Source organism: Streptomyces sp. WAC04114, from assembly GCF_019733245.1.
GTDB lineage: Bacteria > Actinomycetota > Actinomycetes > Streptomycetales > Streptomycetaceae > Streptomyces > Streptomyces massasporeus_A.
On sequence record NZ_JAIGQA010000002.1, the window covers coordinates 45,974 to 63,403 of the forward strand.

16 protein-coding genes are annotated in these 17,430 nt (G+C 72.9%); 14 read left to right on the forward strand and 2 right to left on the reverse strand.

What is annotated here, in order from left to right:
• Positions 1 to 20 precede the first annotated feature (20 nt).
• The gene (locus tag K4G64_RS01090; protein ID WP_221754122.1) at positions 21 to 1,526 is read left to right on the forward strand and encodes an FAD-dependent oxidoreductase; all 1,506 of its coding nucleotides are present in this window, start codon (positions 21 to 23) and stop codon (positions 1,524 to 1,526) included.
• Between the two features lie 25 nt (positions 1,527 to 1,551).
• Here K4G64_RS01090 and K4G64_RS01095 read toward each other — a convergent pair whose 3' ends face one another.
• Positions 1,552 to 2,433 (reverse strand): diacylglycerol kinase family protein, encoded by an 882-nt coding sequence (locus K4G64_RS01095; protein WP_221754123.1) that lies wholly within the window; start codon positions 2,431 to 2,433, stop codon positions 1,552 to 1,554.
• A gap of 81 nt (positions 2,434 to 2,514) precedes the next feature.
• On the reverse strand, positions 2,515 to 4,113 hold the full coding sequence (locus tag K4G64_RS01100; protein ID WP_221754124.1) for an FAD-binding oxidoreductase: 1,599 nt from the start codon (positions 4,111 to 4,113) through the stop codon (positions 2,515 to 2,517).
• 65 nt (positions 4,114 to 4,178) lie between these two features.
• Here K4G64_RS01100 and K4G64_RS01105 point away from each other — a divergent pair, with 65 nt between their 5' ends.
• The 13 genes from K4G64_RS01105 (at position 4,179) to K4G64_RS01165 (ending at position 17,404) form a co-directional block, all read left to right on the forward strand.
• On the forward strand, positions 4,179 to 4,796 hold the full coding sequence (locus K4G64_RS01105) for a TetR/AcrR family transcriptional regulator (RefSeq protein ID WP_221754125.1): 618 nt from the start codon (positions 4,179 to 4,181) through the stop codon (positions 4,794 to 4,796).
• Positions 4,793 to 6,373, forward strand: coding sequence for a glycerol-3-phosphate dehydrogenase/oxidase (locus K4G64_RS01110; RefSeq protein ID WP_221754126.1), 1,581 nt, complete (start codon positions 4,793 to 4,795; stop codon positions 6,371 to 6,373). Before K4G64_RS01105 ends, K4G64_RS01110 begins: the two co-directional genes overlap by 4 nt.
• A gap of 180 nt (positions 6,374 to 6,553) precedes the next feature.
• Positions 6,554 to 7,045, forward strand: coding sequence for a hypothetical protein (locus K4G64_RS01115; protein ID WP_221754127.1), 492 nt, complete (start codon positions 6,554 to 6,556; stop codon positions 7,043 to 7,045).
• Positions 7,046 to 7,158: 113 nt separating this feature from the next.
• Positions 7,159 to 9,855, forward strand: coding sequence for a LuxR C-terminal-related transcriptional regulator (locus tag K4G64_RS01120; RefSeq protein WP_221754128.1), 2,697 nt, complete (start codon positions 7,159 to 7,161; stop codon positions 9,853 to 9,855).
• A 363-nt stretch (positions 9,856 to 10,218) separates the two neighbouring features.
• Positions 10,219 to 10,743: a hypothetical protein gene (locus K4G64_RS01125; RefSeq protein ID WP_221754129.1), complete on the forward strand. Its 525-nt coding sequence runs from the start codon at positions 10,219 to 10,221 to the stop codon at positions 10,741 to 10,743.
• Between the two features lie 121 nt (positions 10,744 to 10,864).
• Positions 10,865 to 11,062 carry a hypothetical protein gene (locus K4G64_RS01130; protein WP_221754231.1) on the forward strand — a complete coding sequence of 66 codons (198 nt, stop codon included), beginning with the start codon at positions 10,865 to 10,867 and terminating at the stop codon, positions 11,060 to 11,062.
• Positions 11,063 to 11,252: 190 nt separating this feature from the next.
• A complete protein-coding gene (locus K4G64_RS01135) occupies positions 11,253 to 11,921 on the forward strand; it encodes an HdeD family acid-resistance protein (RefSeq protein ID WP_221754130.1) in 669 nt (222 codons plus the stop codon).
• Between the two features lie 117 nt (positions 11,922 to 12,038).
• On the forward strand, positions 12,039 to 12,506 hold the full coding sequence (locus tag K4G64_RS01140; RefSeq protein WP_221754131.1) for an SHOCT domain-containing protein: 468 nt from the start codon (positions 12,039 to 12,041) through the stop codon (positions 12,504 to 12,506).
• 72 nt (positions 12,507 to 12,578) lie between these two features.
• The gene (locus tag K4G64_RS01145) at positions 12,579 to 13,028 is read left to right on the forward strand and encodes a hypothetical protein (protein WP_221754132.1); all 450 of its coding nucleotides are present in this window, start codon (positions 12,579 to 12,581) and stop codon (positions 13,026 to 13,028) included.
• 74 nt (positions 13,029 to 13,102) lie between these two features.
• On the forward strand, positions 13,103 to 14,401 hold the full coding sequence (locus K4G64_RS01150) for a diacylglycerol kinase family protein (protein WP_221754232.1): 1,299 nt from the start codon (positions 13,103 to 13,105) through the stop codon (positions 14,399 to 14,401).
• Positions 14,402 to 14,487: 86 nt separating this feature from the next.
• The gene (locus K4G64_RS01155; protein ID WP_221754133.1) at positions 14,488 to 15,663 is read left to right on the forward strand and encodes a spore photoproduct lyase family protein; all 1,176 of its coding nucleotides are present in this window, start codon (positions 14,488 to 14,490) and stop codon (positions 15,661 to 15,663) included.
• A 73-nt stretch (positions 15,664 to 15,736) separates the two neighbouring features.
• The gene (locus K4G64_RS01160; protein WP_221754134.1) at positions 15,737 to 16,192 is read left to right on the forward strand and encodes a hypothetical protein; all 456 of its coding nucleotides are present in this window, start codon (positions 15,737 to 15,739) and stop codon (positions 16,190 to 16,192) included.
• A 111-nt stretch (positions 16,193 to 16,303) separates the two neighbouring features.
• On the forward strand, positions 16,304 to 17,404 hold the full coding sequence (locus tag K4G64_RS01165) for a nitrous oxide reductase family maturation protein NosD (protein ID WP_221754135.1): 1,101 nt from the start codon (positions 16,304 to 16,306) through the stop codon (positions 17,402 to 17,404).
• The last annotated feature ends 26 nt before the right edge of the window (positions 17,405 to 17,430 follow it).

The following is a 17,430-nucleotide window of genomic DNA, read 5'->3' on the forward strand; positions in this document are numbered from 1 at the left end:
ACGGCAGAAAGCGGGGAGACGTGCCCGATCCCACCTCTCGGACACCGCAGCGGCCGACCGTCGACGTGCTGGTCGTCGGTGGCGGTCCGACCGGCCTCACCCTCGCGTGCGACCTGGCCAGACGCGGCGTGCGGACCCATGTCGTCGAGGCGAGCGACCGGCTGCCCGCCGGTTCCCGCGGAAAGAGCCTTCAGGCACGCACGCTGGAGGCGTTCGACGACCTCGGCGTCATCGACGCGGTCAAGGCGGCCGGTGCCCCCTTCCCGCCCATGCAGACCTGGCGCGACGGCGAGCGCGCGGGCGAGTGGCGGCTGATCGAACCGGACCCGGAGGCGCCGGTGTCGGGTCAGCCGCAGCAGTGGCTGATCCCCCAGTGGCGCACGCAGGAGATCCTGCGCGATCGCCTGCTCGAACTGGGCGGAACGCTGGAGTGCGGTGCCCGGCTCGTGTCCCTGACGCAGACGGACACGCACGTGAGCGCCGAGGTGGCGCAGTCCGACGGCGGTCGTCGCCTGATGACGGTGCCTTACCTGGTGGGCGCCGACGGCAGCCACAGCTCGGTGCGCGAGTCCCTCGGCATCGCCATGAAGGGCGAGGACCGCGGGCTGCGGTCGGCGGTGGTGGCGGACGTGCGCGTGCGGGGCCTGGACCGCGATCACTGGCACATCTGGCCCGACGACCCGCCGGGTGAACTGCTGCTGTGCCCGCTGCCGGGGACAGCCGACTTCCAGCTGAACGCCAAGATCACGGGCGATGAGTTCACCGCGACGGCCCAGACCGTGCGCGATCTGGTCGCCGAGCGGACCCACCTGCCCCCGGACGCCGTCACCGAGGTGGTGTGGAGCTCGTTCTACCGGCCGCGCACCGCGATGGCCGAACGCTTCCGCCAGGGGCGCGTCTTCCTCGCCGGGGACGCCGCCCACCTGCACCCGCCCGGCGGTGGCCAAGGGCTGAACATCGGCGTGCAGGACGCCTACAACCTTGGCTGGAAGCTCGGCCAGGTCATCACAGGCGGCGCCCCGGTCACGCTGCTGGACAGCTACGAAGCCGAGCGACGGCCCGCCGCGGCGGGCGTCCTGGACCTCAGCACCCGCCTGTACCGTGCGGGCCGCAAACCCGAGGACGACAGGCAGTCACGCTTCCGGGGGAAGGTCTGCCACCTGCTGTCGGTGCACTACCGCGACAGCGAGCTCTCGGCCGACACCCGCGACTTGCGTTCCCCGACGGGGGTACGGGCCGGCGACCGGGCGCCCGACCTCCCCTGCGTCACCGCCGACGGCCCCTGCGCGCATCTCTTCGGCCTGCTGAGAGGCCCGGACTTCACCCTGCTGGCGGTGAACTGCGCACCGCCCCGCGCGACCCCGGGTGTCCGCACCCATCACGTGACGGGCGGGCCGCTCGCCGAGGAGCTCGGCACCGGGCTGTTCCTCATCCGCCCCGACCACCACATCGCACTGGCCGCCGACAGCCCCGAGCAGGTGGGCCGCTATCTGGCGCGGATCGGTCTGACGAGCGGCGAGGGATAGCGGGTCGTCGGGATGCGGCCCGGCCTCAGCACAGGACGCGCAGCGCGCCGGGCAGCACCCGGGCCGTGACCGGAAGGGCGGCCTCGATCTCGCCGTCCGCGCCGTAGGGGAGGTCCCGGTCGGCCTCGATGCGTATCTCCCGCCCGCGCAGGACCCGCACCTGGGGGCGGTGGATGTGGGCGCCGGTGTCGAGTTCCTTCATCAGGGCGAAGAACAGCCGGCGCGGCGCGTCGCGGATCATCACGACGTCGAGGAGGCCGTCGTCCAGCCGGGCCTCGGGAGCGATGCGGCGCGCCGATCCGTAGTAGCTGGAGTTGGCGGCGACCACGGTGTAGCCGGTGCAGGTGTGTTCGCGGCCGTCGACGGTGATCCGGTAGCCGACAGGGCGCCAGGTGCTGATGGCACGCAGGGCGCCGGCGTAGTAGGAGGCCGAACCGCGCAGCAGGCGGGAGCGGTTGGCGTGGAGGTTGGCCAGCGCGTCCACGCCCGCGTAGACGCTGCCGAGTACGACGGTGCCGGCGTGGACGGACGAGGTGACCTCGATGGTGTCCACGGCACGCGGTGTGCCGTGGAGCAGCACGCGTGCCACGCCCTCGGGGTCGCCGGGCAGGCCGAGGGCCCGGGCGAAGTCGTTGCCGCGTCCTGCCGGGACCATGCCGAACAGTGCGCCGGTGCCGCTGAGGGCCCCGCCGATGCTTCCGGTGATGCCGTCACCGCCGACGGCGAGCACGACCCGGCCGCGTTCCCCGGCGTGCCGGGCGAGTTCACGGGCGTGGGCGAGGCTGCGGCTGTACTCGGTCTCCAGCTCTGCGCCCGCCTCCCGCAGCAGACGGGCCACCTTCAGCAGCGCCGCAGCGCTGGTGGCTCCGCCCGCGGTGGGGTTGACGACGGCGGTGAACTGTCGCATCGATGTGCCTCCGGGCTGACGGGTGGTGCCGGGCTGTCGTCTGGTGGGTGGTGCGTGTTCGGGCGGGGTTCGGGGCCGCGGTCAGTCGGTGGGCAGCAGCACGCCGGGGTTCAGCAGACCGTCCGGGTCCAGGCACTGCTTGACGGCCCGCAGGGCCGCGACGCCCAGGTCCGTGGCCTCCCGGACGTACCAGTCGCGGTGGTCGGTGCCGACCGCGTGGTGGTGGGTGATGGTGCCCCCGGCGGCGAGGATCGCGTCGTTCGCGGCGTGCTTGGCGCGCGTCCAGTGCGCCACGGGGTCCTCGCCCTGGGCCGAGACGACGGTGAAGTACAGCGAGGCGCCGTTCTCGTAGACGTGCGAGATGTGGCACATGACCAGGGGCGGGGTGCCGTTCGCGGTGAGTGTGGCGGTCAGCGCGTCGCGGACGCCCGCGTAGAGGCCGGGCAGCCGGGACCAGTAGGCGGCGGTCTCCAGCGTCTCGGCGAACGCTCCCGCTTCGAGGAGGGAGTCGCGCAGGTACGGCGCCGAGTAGCGGCCATGGGCCCAGCGCCGTCCTGGTTCGTCGCCCGCGAACTCGCCGCCGCAGTCGGTGAGTACGGCTGCGGCGGCCGCCCGGCGCTCGGCGGTGTCCTCCTCGGTGCCCTCGAAGCCGACGACGGCGAGGCATCCCGCGCTCTGCTGCTCGGCGGCGGCGCCGATGGCATCGGGCTGGGCCAGGCCGATCAGTGTCTCGGTCTCGTCGGAGAGCCGCAGGACGGTGGGGCGCGGGCCGTCCTGGGCGAGCCGGCGCAGGGCGGCGCTGCCCTCGGCGAAGGAGGCGAAGCGCCATCCTTCGTAGCGGCGGGTCTGCGGGACGGGCCGGACGCGGACGGTGACGGAGGTGATGACGCCGAAGGCGCCTTCCGAACCGAGCAGCAGGTGCCGCAGATCGGGGCCGGCGGCCGAGCGGGGCGCGCGGCCAGTGTCGAGGGTTCCTCCGGGCGTGGCGAGGGTGAGGCCGAGGACCATCTCGTCGAAGCGGCCGTAGCCTGCGGAGGCCTGGCCGCTGGAGCGGGTCGCGGCGAAGCCGCCGATGGTGGCCCACTCGTAGGACTGCGGGAAGTGGCCGAGGGTGAAGCCGTGTTCGGCCAGGAGCGCCTCGGCCTCGGGGGCGCGCAGACCCGCTTGGAGGGTGGCGGTCCGGGAGACGGGGTCGAGGTCGAGCAGCCGGTTCAGGTGCCGCAGGTCCAGGGCGACGAAGGGCGCCTTGCCGGAGGGGGCGAGACCTCCGACGACGGAGGTGCCGCCGCCGAACGGGACCAGGGCGAGGCGGTGTTCGGCGCAGACGCGGAGCACGGCGAGCACCTCGCCATGGCTCCGCGGGAGGGCCACCGCCGCCGGGGCGTCGGCGGTGTCACCCGCGCGCAGGCGCAGCAGATCCGGGGTGGACTTGCCGCGGGTGTGCCGGACACGGCTCTCGGTGTCGGTGCGGACGTCCTCCGCCCGGTCGCCGAGTGCGGTGCGCAGCGCGTCCAGGGCGGCGCCCTCCAGGGCGGGAGTGGAGATCTCGATCTCCTCCAGCCGGGCTGACGCCGTGGGCTGCGGCTTGACGCCGAGCCAGTCGCGCAGCAGCCCGGTCACGGTGTCGGGCAGCGCCGTCGCCCTGGCCGGGTCTCCCCAGCCGTTCCACAGCATGTCCACGCCTGTCGTCCTCACCGGTCGTCGGGGTTGCCGCTGGAGCGGCCTCGGGCGTTACACTGTTACACATGACGCCTAATCGTCACAACAGCTCGGCCCAGCCGAACTCCGCCGACAACGACGTGGTGCTCGACGCCGTCCGCGACTGCGTCCTCGCCGTCGGGGTCCGGCGGACGACCATGACCGACGTGGCCCGTCGCGCGGGCCTGTCGCGGATGACGCTCTACCGCCGCTGGCCCGACGTCCGCTCCCTCGTCGGCGACCTCATGACGCGCGAGTGGATCGCCGTCGCGACCGGGTCGATGCCCGAGAGCCGGCCGGAGCTCGGCACGCGTCCGCCGCTGATCGACGGCCTGGTCGCGGGGGTGGAGGCGTTCCGCGCCCACCCGCTCTTCCAGAAGATCGTCGACGTGGATCCCGAACTGCTCCTGCCCTACGTACTGGACCGGCGCGGCGCGAGCCAGGAAGCCCTGCTGGAGCTGCTCGCCGGGGCACTGCGCGAGGGGCACGCCGACGGTTCGGTGCGCGAGGCCCCGGCCGAACGCCAGGCCCGGACCGTGCTGCTGATCCTGCAGTCCTTCGCCCTGTCCCTGCGCACCATGACCGACGAGGACGACGCCGAGCTCACCGCAGCCGCGTTCCTGGCCGAACTGCGCACCGTTCTGGAGAGGACCCTCACCCCATGAGCCAGACCGCCGTCCCGGCCACCGGGGCCTCCTTGTCCGCAGCCCGGCGCGCCCGCGAGCTGACCGAGGCGACCGACGGCCGCGTGGTGGACGTGCTGGTCGTGGGCCTCGGCGCGACCGGCGCCGGAGCCGCCCTCGACGCCGCCGCCCGCGGTCTGGACGTCGTCGCCGTCGACGCCCACGACCTGGCGTTCGGCACCTCGCGCTGGAGCTCCAAGCTCGTCCACGGAGGGCTGCGCTACCTGGCCTCGGCGCAGTTCGACGTCGCCCACGAGAGCGCGGTCGAGCGCGGTGTGCTGATGGAGCGCGCGGCGCCCCACCTGGTGCGTGCCCAGCCGTTCGTCCTGCCCCTGACCGGACTCGTCTCGCGCGGGCAGGCCGCGCTGGCCTGGGCCGGCTTCCGGGCGGGCGACGCCCTGCGGCTGTCGGCCCGTACGGCTCGGGCCACGCTGCCCGCCCCGCGTCGGCTCTCGCCCGTCGAGACCCGGCACCTGGCCCCGGCACTGCGCCCCGGCGGGCTGCGGGGCGGCCTGCTGTCCTGGGACGGACGGCTCACCGACGACGCCCGTCTGGTGACCGCCCTCGCCCGTACGGCCGCAGCGCGCGACGCCCGTGTGCTGACCCGTGTCCGGGCCCTGGAACTCACCGCCTCCGGCGCCCGCGTACGGGACGAACTCACCGGCGAGGAGGGCGAGATCCGGGCCCGTGCGGTGATCAACGCGTCCGGCGTGTGGGCCGGGGACCTCGTGGACGGCATCCGGATCCGGCCCTCCCGCGGCACCCACCTCGTCCTGCGCTCGGAGCACCTCGGCCCGCTCCCCGCCGGCCTGCACATCCCCATCCCCGGCGAGACCAACCGCTTCGTCCTCGTCCTGCCCCAGGACGACGGCCGGGTCTACGTCGGACTCACCGACGAACCCCTCGACGGACCCGTCCCCGACGTTCCCGAGGTGCCCGAGACCGACATCGGGTTCCTGCTCGACGTCCTCGGATCCGTACTCGACGTCCCCGTCCGCCGCGGCGACGTCGTCGGGGCGTTCGCCGGCCTGCGCCCCCTGCTGGACACGAGCGGGACGGCCCAGGGCGGCGCCGCCTCGCGCACGGCCGACGTCTCCCGTCGGCACGCGGTGCTGACCTCTCCGGACGGCGTGGTCAGCGTGGTCGGCGGCAAGCTCACCACGTACCGCCGGATGGCCGAGGACGCCGTGGACGCAGCGGTCGAGGCACGCGGTCTGGCCGCCGGCCCCTCCCCCACTGCCGCGCTCCCCCTGGTCGGCGCCGCGGCCCCCCGGGCGCTCGCGGCGCTGCGCGCGCCCCGCCGCCTCATCCAGCGTTACGGCACCGAGGCACCGGCGGTGCACGCCCTGGCGGGGCAGGAGTCGCGGCTGGGCGAGCCCGTCGTCCAGGGCCACCCCGTCACCGGGGCCGAAGTGCTGTGGGCGCTGCGGCACGAAGGCGCCCTGGACGAGGCCGACCTGCTGGACCGGCGCACGCGCATCGGACTGGTCCCGGCGGACCGGGCCGAGGCGCTGGAGGCCGTGCGCGCTCTGATGGGAGAAGCGGCACCGCTCGCGTGAGGCGGCCGTGGGGGACGGCGGTGCGTGCGCTGACGCAGGCGGGCGGCTCCACTCTCACCCGCACCGGGTGAAGCCGCCCGTTCCTGCCGCGGGCACGCTGAAGAGGACCCGATCCGAACCGTTCGGAGGCTCCTCTTCCCTGCCCCCTCCGGCCCCTGAGCATCGAAACCGAGGCGCAAGATGACCGCCACACCCACTCAGACGTCACACAGGGCGAGGGACGATTGGGCCACCGGCCTGACCGCCTTCGCGGCCGTGATGCTCTTCCTCGTCGGACTGCTCGACCTCTTCCGGGGCATCATGGCCATCGCCGAGGACGACATCTTCGTCACGACCCGCAACTACGTCTTCGAGTACGACCTGACCGGCTGGGGCTGGATCCACCTCGCCCTCGGCGTGGTCGCCATGGTCGTCAGCTTCGGGCTGCTCAAGACGGCGATGTGGGCCCGCGTCATCGGTGTCGCCATCGCCGGGCTCGTGATCATCGCCAACTTCCTCTCCCTGCCGCAGTACCCGGTCTGGTCGATCGTGATGATCACCATGTCCGGCTTCATCATCTGGGCCCTGTGCGTCGTACCGCCCGAGAACCTTCTCGAACCGTCCGAGGACGGTTCATGGCGCGCCCACGACGACGCGTACCGTCCCACGGCCGCCCCCCGGCCTCCTCGCTGAGGGGCCAGGGGCGACCTCCGAGGAGGCTCGGTCCGCCGTGCGCACCGGCAGGAAGGCTGGGATGCTGAGGGTGGAAGCGCTGCCCATGACGTGGCCCTGACCCGACAGGGGTGATGAGCGCCGTGTCGGACATTCCTGCGCGTGCTCGAGCATCCGAGGTTCCCGTCGTTACGCCGCTGTCGCACACCGATCCCCTGGGCAATCCGTTCCTGCGCACACGGTTCGCCCTCCCCGCGAGGCCCCGCACGTACCTGCGGCGCCCGCGGCTCGTCGACCACCTCGATCAGGCCTTCAAGACTCCGCTGACCCTCCTCAACGGCCCGGCCGGTGCCGGCAAGACCCTGCTGGCCGCCGAGTGGGCCTCCCGGCAGAGCCCGCCGGTCGCCTGGCTCTCCTTCGACGGCGGAGACCACCGCCCGGGGCTGTTCTGGGCCTACGTTCTGCAGGCCCTGCGCGCCGGCGGTGCCCCGCCGTCCGATGCGGTCGGGACACCCGTCAACGCCTCCCGGGTGGGCCGCAGGCTGCTGTCCACCCTCGCCTCCGAGCTGAACGACCGCGAGCGGCCGGCGCTCCTCGTGCTCGACGAGTACGACCGCGTGACCGACCCGAAGATCGCGGAGCAGTTGGAGTTCGTCCTGCACCACGCCGGCCGGGGACTGCGCCTCGTCCTGGTCACCCGCACCGAACCCCTGCTCCCGTTGCACCGCTACCGGGCGGTCGGCGAACTGACGGAGATCCGCTCCGCCGAACTGGCCTTCACGCCCGAAGAGGCCGCCGCGCTCCTGGAACTGCACGGTGTGAGCGTCCCGATCGAGGCGGCGCGGAACCTGGTCGACCGCACCCGGGGCTGGGCCGCGGGTCTCAGCCTGTCCGCCCTGGCCGCCCGGGAGAACTCGGACCCCGAGCTGTATCTGAAGGAGTTCGAGGCGGACCGCAGCACGGTCGCGGACTTCCTGCTGGCCGAGGTCCTCAAGCGGCAGACGCGGGAGACCCAGGACCTCCTGCTGCGCGTGAGCGTCCTGGACCGCTTCTGTCCCGATCTGGCCAACGCGCTGACCGAGCGCATCGACGCCGAGCCTCTCCTCGCCGGCCTGCACCGCGAGAACGCGTTCGTCGAACGGCTCGGGCACTCCTGGTACCAGCTCCACCCCTTGTTCAGGGAGATCCTGCGCGCCCATCTGCGGGTCCGCCTGCCCGGGCTGGAGCCCGAGCTGCACCGACGGGCCGCCCGGTGGCTGCGTCGGCACGGCCACCTGCCGGAGACACTCGCCCACAGCGCCGCCGCGGACGACTGGGACCTCGCCGCCGGTGCCCTCGTGGACGACCTCGCGATCGGACGGCTCTTCACGGGCCCGAACTCGCACGACCTGGCGCAGTTGTTCTCCCACATGGGGCCCGAGGCGAGAAGCCCGGCCACGGACCTGGTCCGCGCCGCCCACGACCTGTCTCACCACGACCTCGATCACGGTCTGGCGAGCCTGCGCCACGCCGAGGAGCAGCTCGCCGACGACGACCGCGGCCTCGCGGCCGCCCGGCTGAGCTGTGCGCTGCTGGAAGCTCTGGCCGCCCGGCTGAACGGATGCCCGCCCCAGGTGGAGAAGGCCGCCGAGACCGCCGCCGAACTACGGCAGGAGGTACCGGCGCACCTTCTGGACAAGCATCCCGAACTCACCGCTCTGCTGTTGACCCATGTGGGCTCGACCCTCCTGTGGGCCGGGCGTTTCGAGGACGCGCGGGCCGTGTTGAACACCGTGGCCGAAACTCCCGGCGGGCCGTCCACCGAGGCGCCCCGGGAAGAGGCCATGGGGCACCTGGCCCTGCTCGACTACCTCAACGGCTGGCCCGGCCGGGCGGAGCGCAAGGCCTTGGCGGCGGTGTCCGAGGCGGACCGGTCCGGCCCGCCCCAGCCGACGGGCTCCGTGATCGGACGACTGGTCCTGGCCGCGGTGGCCGTCGACCGCAATGAGCTGGACCGGGCCCAGGCCCTCATCGACCAGACGGCGGATCTCCCGTTCGAGGCGCGCGATCCGGTGACGGCGGCGGGGCGCGCCCTCGCCGCGGCTCGCCTCCTGATGGCCCGGGGGAAGATGCGAGCCGCGGTCGAGGCGGTGGCCCCGGCCGTCCCCGCCGCCGTGACCTCCCCGTGGGCGGCGAGCCAGGAAGCACTCGTCACCTCGGCCGCCCACCTGGCGGAGGGACGGCCCGACCGAGCCACCGAGGCGCTCCGGGCGGTCTCCGGGGAACAGCCCGTGTGCGCCGTGGAGGCCGCGTCGATCCAGCTCGCCGCACGAGGTACCGAGGCGGCCTTCGACCTGCTCGACAGCATCCACGCCGAGGAACGCACCGGCCCCGCGGTGACCGTGAGGGCAGCGCTGGTGAGGGCCCGGGCCGCCGACGCGGCGGGAGACACGGCGACCGCCCGCAAACTCCTGGCCCAGGCGCTCCTCGACGCCCGGCGCGAACGGCTGAGGCGTCCGTTCCTGGACGCCGGAGCGTGGATCCGGCCCCACATGGCCACGGCGTCGCTGCACCATCTGGCGGCGGGCTGGCTCATGCCCGCTTCACCGCTCCCCCGTGAGCGGCCGGGACCACCGCCCCCGCCCGCCCCGCTCGTGGTGGTGGAGCTGAGCGCGCGCGAACACGACGTCCTGGAGCGCGTGGCCCGGATGATGTCGACGGAGGAGATCGCCGCCGACCTCTACCTGTCGGTGAACACGGTGAAGACCCACCTCAAGAGCGTCTACCGGAAGCTGGCGGTGAACCGGCGCGGCGAAGCGGTCCGCCGTGCCCGCGACCTCCGGATGCTGTGAGCCCGCGCCGGTGCGGGAGTCCGGCCCCGGCCCTCTCCCCCCTCGTGGGTGAGGCGGGCCGGGCACGCTTCGGGGTGCGATGGGGGAGCCGGCGAGTGCGCCGGTGCATGCCCGGGACTCCCCGGCCGTACCGGGCCGACTCGGCGAGGTGGACACCGTGAAGCGCTGGCGGGCTCCGATCATCCTCGGTGTCCGTTGCAGGGCCTCAAGGCGGCGATCCCGGCCACCGGCGGCATCGCCCTGGCCCGTTTCCTCGTCACACCGCACCTGCCGGCCGCCCGGCAGAGCCGGCCGTAGGAGCGGGGCCCCGAGGCTCCGGCCGGAGCGACCGGGTCGACACTCTGAGGCCACAGGGGGCCACTCATGTCCAGGACCACACCCGCCCCGGCCGACCGCAGCAGGCGACGGGCGGAGCGCCGGGCCCGCGCGGACTACACGGGCGGCGTCTACGGTTCGATGCTCGCGGCCTCCGTGGTGGTCGGCGCCGGCTCCCTGGGATCGTTCCCCCGGGCCGAGATGGTCGTGCTGCTGCTCCTCACCGGCGTGGTCTTCTGGATCGCGCATGTGCACGCCCAGCTGTTCGGGGCGCGCCTGGCGCAACAGGCCCCGGACCGCCGCCTCGTGATGCACGTGTGCCGCGACGAGTGGCCCATCGTCAAGGCCGCCGTCCCGCCGGCGGCCGCGGTGGCGGTCAGCCCGTTCCTGGGGCTGGACGTCCGGGGGGCGCTCTGGCTGGCTCTCTGCGTCGCCGTGGTCGGCCAGGTCGGCTGGTCCGTGGCCGCGGCGCGTCGCGCCGGTGCGTCGCCGCGGCTCATGGCCGTCACCGCGTCGGTCAATCTGCTGCTCGGCCTGCTCATCATCGCGGTCAAGATCGTGCTCATGCACTGATCCCGGCGTCCGGCACTGGGCGGGTCACCTACTCCGGGTGAGGTTCGAGGGGGCACGGAGGTGGACGATGGCGAATAGGGCGCCGTCCGCCTGTCCCGGGAAGCCGTGGGAGGACAAGTTCGTGCGCTACGAGATCCGCGTCGAGGGACACCTGTCGGAGACACTGGCCAAAGCCTTTCCGGAGCTGGGCCATGTGGTGATGGCCGGCCAGACGATCCTGTTCGGCCCCGTCGTGGACGATGCGCACCTGTTCGGACTGCTGGCACGCTGCCAGTCACTGGGACTGCGGGTCGTGGAGATGCGGCCGGTGCCGGAGTGAAGCGGCCGTCCGCGGCACACGCGTCCCAGGAGGTCTCCGCTCCACCGCCGTGGGGGGCGCCCGCGGCTCACCCACGGAGGGTGAGCCCGGCACCGGCGGCAGGCGGGACGCTGAAGCCGGCGGGTCCATCGACCGGGCCCCGTCGCATTCTTCGGCAGACCACCGCACCTCGATCACACCAGGAGGAGCCATGACCACGTCGCGTGGTCCGTCATCGCTCCCCGGGCAGGAGCGCCACTCCGACGGAGCGGTCCTCCTGGCTACGGGCGACTCCGCGTACGGCCTCGCGCGGCTGGGACGTTCCTGGACCTGGCTCCTGGGCTCGGCCGTGGCCACGCTCGTACCGGGCGTCCTGATACTGGTCTGGCCGGAGGCGACCCTGCACGTCCTGGCCGTCCTCATCGGGCTGTACCTGCTGGTGAGCGGGGCGTTCCGGTTCGTGGCCGTCTTCGGCCGGGAGGAGCACGGAGAACGGCTTCCGGCGCTGATCCTGGCCGTGCTCTACGTCCTGGCCGGGGTGCTCTGCCTGCGGAACCCGCTGCAGACGATCGCCGCGCTCTCGCTGGTCGTCGGGGTCGTCTGGCTGGTGTCCGGGATCCTCACCCTCTACACGGCCGTCGCCGCGAAGGACCTGCCGCACCGCGGCGTCGTCCTGGGCGCCGCGGTGCTCGGCATCGTCGCGGGGATCGTAGTGCTCGCCCTTCCGTCGGAGTCGGCCCGCGCCCTGACCCGGCTGCTCGGCCTGTGGCTGATCCTGCTGGCCCTGGGCGAGACGGCGGTCGCCCTCGCGTGGCGGGCCGCGCTCCGCAATGCACACGCCGGCGGGGTGACGCGGCCCCACGGGGACGGCCTGACCTGACGTCCGCCCTCCACCGCACGATCACCCGTGCCGGGTGAGGCCCGTCGTGCCCTGCCGGGCCCACGCTGAGGGCAGCACGCGCCGGAAGCCCGGCGCGCACCGGAAACGGAGGAAGACATGAGCGCACAGACGTATCTGGCGTACGACTACCCCCTGCTGAGCGTCTTCTGGAGCATGCTCCTGTTCTTCCTGTGGATCATGTGGTTCGTTCTGCTCTTCCGCGTGGTGGTCGACATCTTCCGTGACGACGACATGAGCGGCTGGGCGAAGGCCGGCTGGCTGGTGCTCACCGTCCTGCTGCCCTTCCTGGGCGTCTTCATCTACGTGATCGCCCGCGGGAAGGGCATGGGCCGCCGTGAGATCGCGCAGGCCCGGGAGCAGCAGGAGGCCTTCGACGCCCGCGTCAGGCAGGCCGCGGGCACCGAGGGCCGAACCAGCAGCGTCGACGAACTCGCCAGGCTGTCGGAGATCCGCGACCGCGGCGCCATCACGGACGACGAGTTCCGCAAGGCGAAGGAACTCGTCCTGGCCGGCCACGCACCGTCCGGCCCCTCGGGCTCCGCCGCCCACGTCTCCGATCGTTGAGCGTTCTCGTCACACGAGCCGAGTCACACGAGCCGTCACCCGAGCCGAGTCACCCGAGCCGAGGCCCGCACCATGACCGCGACATACACCCCGCCCACACCGTCGGCGAAACAGCAGTGGGCCACCGGCCTGGCCGCCTTCGCGGCCGTGATGCTCTTCCTGGTCGGGCTGCTCGCCGTCTTCCGGGGTATCTCGGCCATCGCCGAGGACGACGTCTTCGTCACGACCCGCAACTACGTCTTCGAGTACGACCTGACCGGCTGGGGCTGGATCCACCTCGCCCTGGGCGCGATCGCCCTGATCGTCACCGTCGGGTTGTTCCGGATGTCGATGTGGGGGCGTGTCGCGGGCGTGGCCATCGCCGGGTTGGTGATCATCGCCAACTTCCTCTCCCTGCCGCAGTACCCGGTCTGGTCGGTCGTGATGATCGCGCTCTCGGGCTTCATCATCTGGGCCCTGTGCGTGGTGCGGGCCGACAACCTCTACGACCTCTCCGAGGAGGCCCCGCCACGCGACCTGTGACACGAAGGGCAGGCAGACAGGTGCAACGACAGGTCCGGCACCGGACGGCCCCCACCGGGGCGGCGGCCGCCACCATGCGCGGGGGAAGCCCCGGACGGGCACGCCTCGCCGTGCTCGCCCTGCTGGGAAGCGTCCTGGTGCCACTCGTCACGGCCGGCCTGAGAAGCGTGCTGTGGGTACTGGCCGGAATCGCCGCGCTGGCGCTGGCGGCCATCGGGGTGTGGTGGATCCTGGCGCACACCGGAGTGGCCCGTGTGCTCGGACTGGTCCTGGCAGTGGCCGCGCCGGCGGCCGTCCTGGCCCTGTACGCGGCGGCAGGCATGCTCTGGGCGGCCTGCGTGTCCCTCGCGCTGTGGGGGCTCGCGCTCGCGATGGCCCGTAGCGCACTGCCCTCCGGCCACACCGCCTCCGGACAGACGGCGACCAAGGCGCCGCGCCACCCCTGGGTCCTGATGAACCCGCGTTCCGGTGGCGGCAAGGTGGGCCGTTTCGACCTGGTGGACAAGGCCAGGGCGGCCGGTTGCCGCGTGACGCTCCTCGACGGGAACCAGGACGTCACCGAGCTGGCGCGGCAGGCCGTCGCCGACGGAGCGGATCTGCTGGCCGTGGCAGGGGGTGACGGCACCCAGGCCCTGGTGGCCGAGGTGGCCGCGCGTCACGACCTGCCCTTCCTGGTGATTCCCGCGGGCACCCGCAACCATTTCGCCCTCGATCTCGGCCTCGACCGCGACGATCCTGCGGCGGCTCTGGAGGCCCTGGCCGAGGGCGTGGAACTCCGTATCGATCTCGGGTTCGCCGCGGACCGCGTCTTCGTCAACAACGCCTCCTTCGGGACATACGCGTTCGTCGTCACCGATCCCGCCTACCGGGACGCCAAGGCCCGCACGACCCTGCGCACGCTCCCCGGTCTCCTCACCGGCGAGGACGCTCCGAGGCTGCGGGCGCGGGCCGACCGGACGCACATCGACGGACTCCAGGCCCTGCTCGTCAGCAACAACCCCTACGGACGCGCCGTCGACGCCGCCAACCCCGGGCGCAGAGGGCGGCTGGACTCGGGACTGCTCGGCGTGGTGTGCGTGCGCGTGGGCAACGCCGCCCAGGCGGCGGGTCTCGTGCGCGGTCCGGGTTCCGGGGGAGGTCTGATCCGGCTGAGCGCCGCGACGGTCGTCGTCGAAGCGGACACGGACACCCTGCCGGCCGGCATCGACGGAGAGCACGTCGTTCTGCCGTCACCCGTGGTGTGCCGCATCGCGCCCGGCGCGCTCCGGGTGCGCGTGCCACGCCGCCGCCCCCGCACCTCGCGGGTCGGTGACGGGACGGCCGACTGGCCGGCCGTGGTGCGGCTGGCGCTGGGCCCCCCTCGGCCCCCGTGACGCGCGCGTCGGCCATGTGCGCCCCGTACGGTTGAGTGACGGAATCCTCCCCCGCACGCACGCACCCACCCGATACGGGAGCACGCATGCACCACCGGTCCGGCGCCCCCGACGACGACTCCGGCGCACTGTTCGGACTCGACGCCCTCACGGCTCGACCGGACGCCGCCGACCGGCGTCCCTCCTTCCGCTCCTCCGCCGCGGCTCGCCGGCTGCTGCCCGTGCGCGAGATCTACGCCGAGCCCGCGGCGGCCGCGTCCCCTCGCGGGAGGCAGATCAGCGCCCGGTTCCCCGACGCGCGGGTGACGACGGTGGAGTCCCACTGGCGTCTCTCCGGGCTGCACGGCAACCAGGGCAACATCGAGCGCTGGGTGCGCGTCAAGGGGGAGACGCTGGTCCTGGGCGCGCGGAAGACCCTCACCACACGCCCCAACGGCCGGTCGGCGGACTGGATCGCGCCCGGCGCCTCCAACGGCTGCGCGATGGCCTGTGCCTACTGCTACGTCCCCCGGCGCAAGGGGTACGCCAACCCCGTCACCGTCTTCACCAACATCGACCGGATCATCGCCCACATCGCCCGGCACGTGGCGCGGCAGGGGCGCAAGCCCGAGCCGAACCAGTGCGACGCGCACTCATGGGTGTATGACATCGGGGAGAACGGCGACTGCTCGGTGGACGCACTGATCTGCGACAACACCGCGGATCTGGTGCACGCCTTCCGGCAGTGGCCGACCGCCAAGGCGTCCTTCGCCACCAAGTTCGTCAATCCCGACCTGCTGGCCCTCGACCCGCGTGGCCGCACCCGTATCCGGTTCTCGCTGATGCCGCCGGACGACGCCCGGCTGCTCGACGTGCGCACCTCGCCCGTCGCCGAGCGCATCGGCGCGGCGGCCGATTTCCTGGACGCGGGGTACGAGGTCCACTTCAACCTCTCCCCCGTGGTCGTCCGCCCCGGCTGGGAGGCCGCCTGGGCCGAGTTGCTCGTCCACCTCGACGACGTCCTGCCCCGGCGGGTGAAACAGCAGGCCGCGGCGGAGGTGATCATGCTGACCCACAACCGGGACCTGCATGAGGTCAACCTCGGCTGGCATCCCCGCGCCGAGGACGTCCTGTGGCGCCCGGAACTCCAGCAGGCCAAGCGCTCCGAGAACGGCGCCCTCAACCTCCGTTACCGCAACGACGTCAAGGGTGAGGCGGTGCGGACCCTGCGCACCCTCATCGACCACCACGCGCCGTGGCTGCGCGTGCGCTACGCCTTCTGAGCATCTCTCACGGCCCGCGCGTCGCCCGAATGCCGGTGATGGGAGCAGCCGCCGACGGGGCAGTCAGTCCTACATGAGTGATCACCACGAGGGACCGGACGCAGCCCACCGCCGTCCACCCGGCATGACCGACGCCACCGTCGAGGCTCTGGGGGCCTTGTCCAAGGCACTGGAGACGACCGAGCGTGCGCGCGGTCACCTGTACGCCTTTCACCAGCTGACGGGCGGGGCCGACTTCGAGCTGGACCGCGCGTTCGACCTCATGCACGCGGCCGGGCATCCGCAATGGGCGGAACGGATCCGCCGCGAGATCACGGGGCGCAATGTCATTCCGGGGCACTGGACCTTCCAGATCATCGAGGCCTACGACGCCACCTACTACGAGCCGTTCAAAGCCACGGAGCGCCAGGCGCGCCGGGACCTGGCCGACGGCAGGGACCACCTTTACGAGGCCGAGCTCAAGGAAGAGCGCCGCACCCGTGGGCACCCCGATCACACGGCTCTGCCCGACACCGCACCGCGGGGCTGAGAGGTCCTTCGGGGCGCCGCCCCGCACGACCCGCTGCCCTGTCGGCAGGGCCACGCCGCCGGATGGCCCATCCCACCGATTCTTGACCTTTCTGGACATAACCTGCGCGGTATGAACAAATGCCATATCGCATACCTGGCGTGCGCTGCGGCGCTGCTCGGGACGGGCCTCGGGGCCGCTCCGTCGACCGCCGGCCACACGGTCCATCTGGTGAAACCCGGGGAATCGATCCAGAAGGCGGTGGACAGCGCCCGGCCGGGTGACACCGTTCTGCTGGCCCACGGCACCCACCACGGAAGCGTCGACGTGACCACGCCCGGACTCACCTTGCGCGGCATGGGCCGCGGCACGGTGCTCGTACCGGAGGCGGGCGCGGGCACCACCACCCTTCCCGCCGGCACAGCGGGCACCGCGAGGGCCGCCGGCAGTTGTGCCGCGGCCGGCAACGGCATCTGTGTCGCGGGCACGAAGGACCACGGCGTCGACGGTGTCACCATCGCCTCCCTGACGGTGACCGGGTTCGCCAAGACGGGCATCCACGCCAACGAGGCCGACGGGCTGACGGTGCGGAACGTCACCGCGGTCCGGAACGGGGTGTGGGGCATCGCCACGGAGCGCTCGGCCCGTGGGGTGTTCCGCGGCAACACCGCCCGGGACAACGGCGACGCGGGCCTCTTCCTCGCCAACACGGTGAAGGAGGAGGAAGGCGCCACGGACACCGGGGGGACGGTGGTGGAGCACAACCGGCTGGAGGGCAACCGGATCGGCGTCACCGTCCGCCGGCTGCGCAACCTGACCGTCGCGCGCAACCACCTCACGGGCAACTGCGCGGCGGTGTTCGTCGTCGGCGACGAGAACAAGCCGAAGGCCGGCCTCGTGACCGTGCGCGAGAACCGCATCGAGCGGAACAACAAGTCCTGCCCGAAGACCGCCCGGCTGGACGCCCTGCAGGGGTCCGGCATCGTCCTGACGGGCACCGAGGACAACCTGATCACCCGCAACGTGATCAGGGACAACGTCGGCACGTCCCCGCTCTCCGGCGGCATCGTCGTCTTCAAGAGCTTCGTCGGCACGCCCAGCGAGCGGAACCGGATCAGCGACAACCTGCTGGAGGGCAACTCCCCGGCGGACCTGGTCAACACGGACCCCGGCGAGGGCAACACGTTCCAGGGCAATTCCTGCCTGTCGTCCAAGCCCGCCGGTCTGTGCTGACCGCACACCGGCACACGCCCCCGGCG

What these genes read in the sequence shown, in the direction of transcription:
- K4G64_RS01095 (WP_221754123.1), bottom strand. Translation starts at nt 2,433, where the DNA reads ATGCGACAGTTCACCGCCGTCGTCAACCCCACCGCGGGCGGAGCCACC.
- K4G64_RS01145 (WP_221754132.1), top strand. Translation starts at nt 12,579, where the DNA reads ATGACCGCGACATACACCCCGCCCACACCGTCGGCGAAACAGCAGTGG.
- K4G64_RS01155 (WP_221754133.1), top strand. Translation starts at nt 14,488, where the DNA reads ATGCACCACCGGTCCGGCGCCCCCGACGACGACTCCGGCGCACTGTTC.
- K4G64_RS01120 (WP_221754128.1), top strand. Translation starts at nt 7,159, where the DNA reads ATGAGCGCCGTGTCGGACATTCCTGCGCGTGCTCGAGCATCCGAGGTT.
- K4G64_RS01115 (WP_221754127.1), top strand. Translation starts at nt 6,554, where the DNA reads ATGACCGCCACACCCACTCAGACGTCACACAGGGCGAGGGACGATTGG.
- K4G64_RS01150 (WP_221754232.1), top strand. Translation starts at nt 13,103, where the DNA reads ATGCGCGGGGGAAGCCCCGGACGGGCACGCCTCGCCGTGCTCGCCCTG.
- K4G64_RS01165 (WP_221754135.1), top strand. Translation starts at nt 16,304, where the DNA reads ATGAACAAATGCCATATCGCATACCTGGCGTGCGCTGCGGCGCTGCTC.
- K4G64_RS01105 (WP_221754125.1), top strand. Translation starts at nt 4,179, where the DNA reads ATGACGCCTAATCGTCACAACAGCTCGGCCCAGCCGAACTCCGCCGAC.
- K4G64_RS01110 (WP_221754126.1), top strand. Translation starts at nt 4,793, where the DNA reads ATGAGCCAGACCGCCGTCCCGGCCACCGGGGCCTCCTTGTCCGCAGCC.
- K4G64_RS01140 (WP_221754131.1), top strand. Translation starts at nt 12,039, where the DNA reads ATGAGCGCACAGACGTATCTGGCGTACGACTACCCCCTGCTGAGCGTC.
- K4G64_RS01135 (WP_221754130.1), top strand. Translation starts at nt 11,253, where the DNA reads ATGACCACGTCGCGTGGTCCGTCATCGCTCCCCGGGCAGGAGCGCCAC.
- K4G64_RS01160 (WP_221754134.1), top strand. Translation starts at nt 15,737, where the DNA reads ATGAGTGATCACCACGAGGGACCGGACGCAGCCCACCGCCGTCCACCC.
- K4G64_RS01125 (WP_221754129.1), top strand. Translation starts at nt 10,219, where the DNA reads ATGTCCAGGACCACACCCGCCCCGGCCGACCGCAGCAGGCGACGGGCG.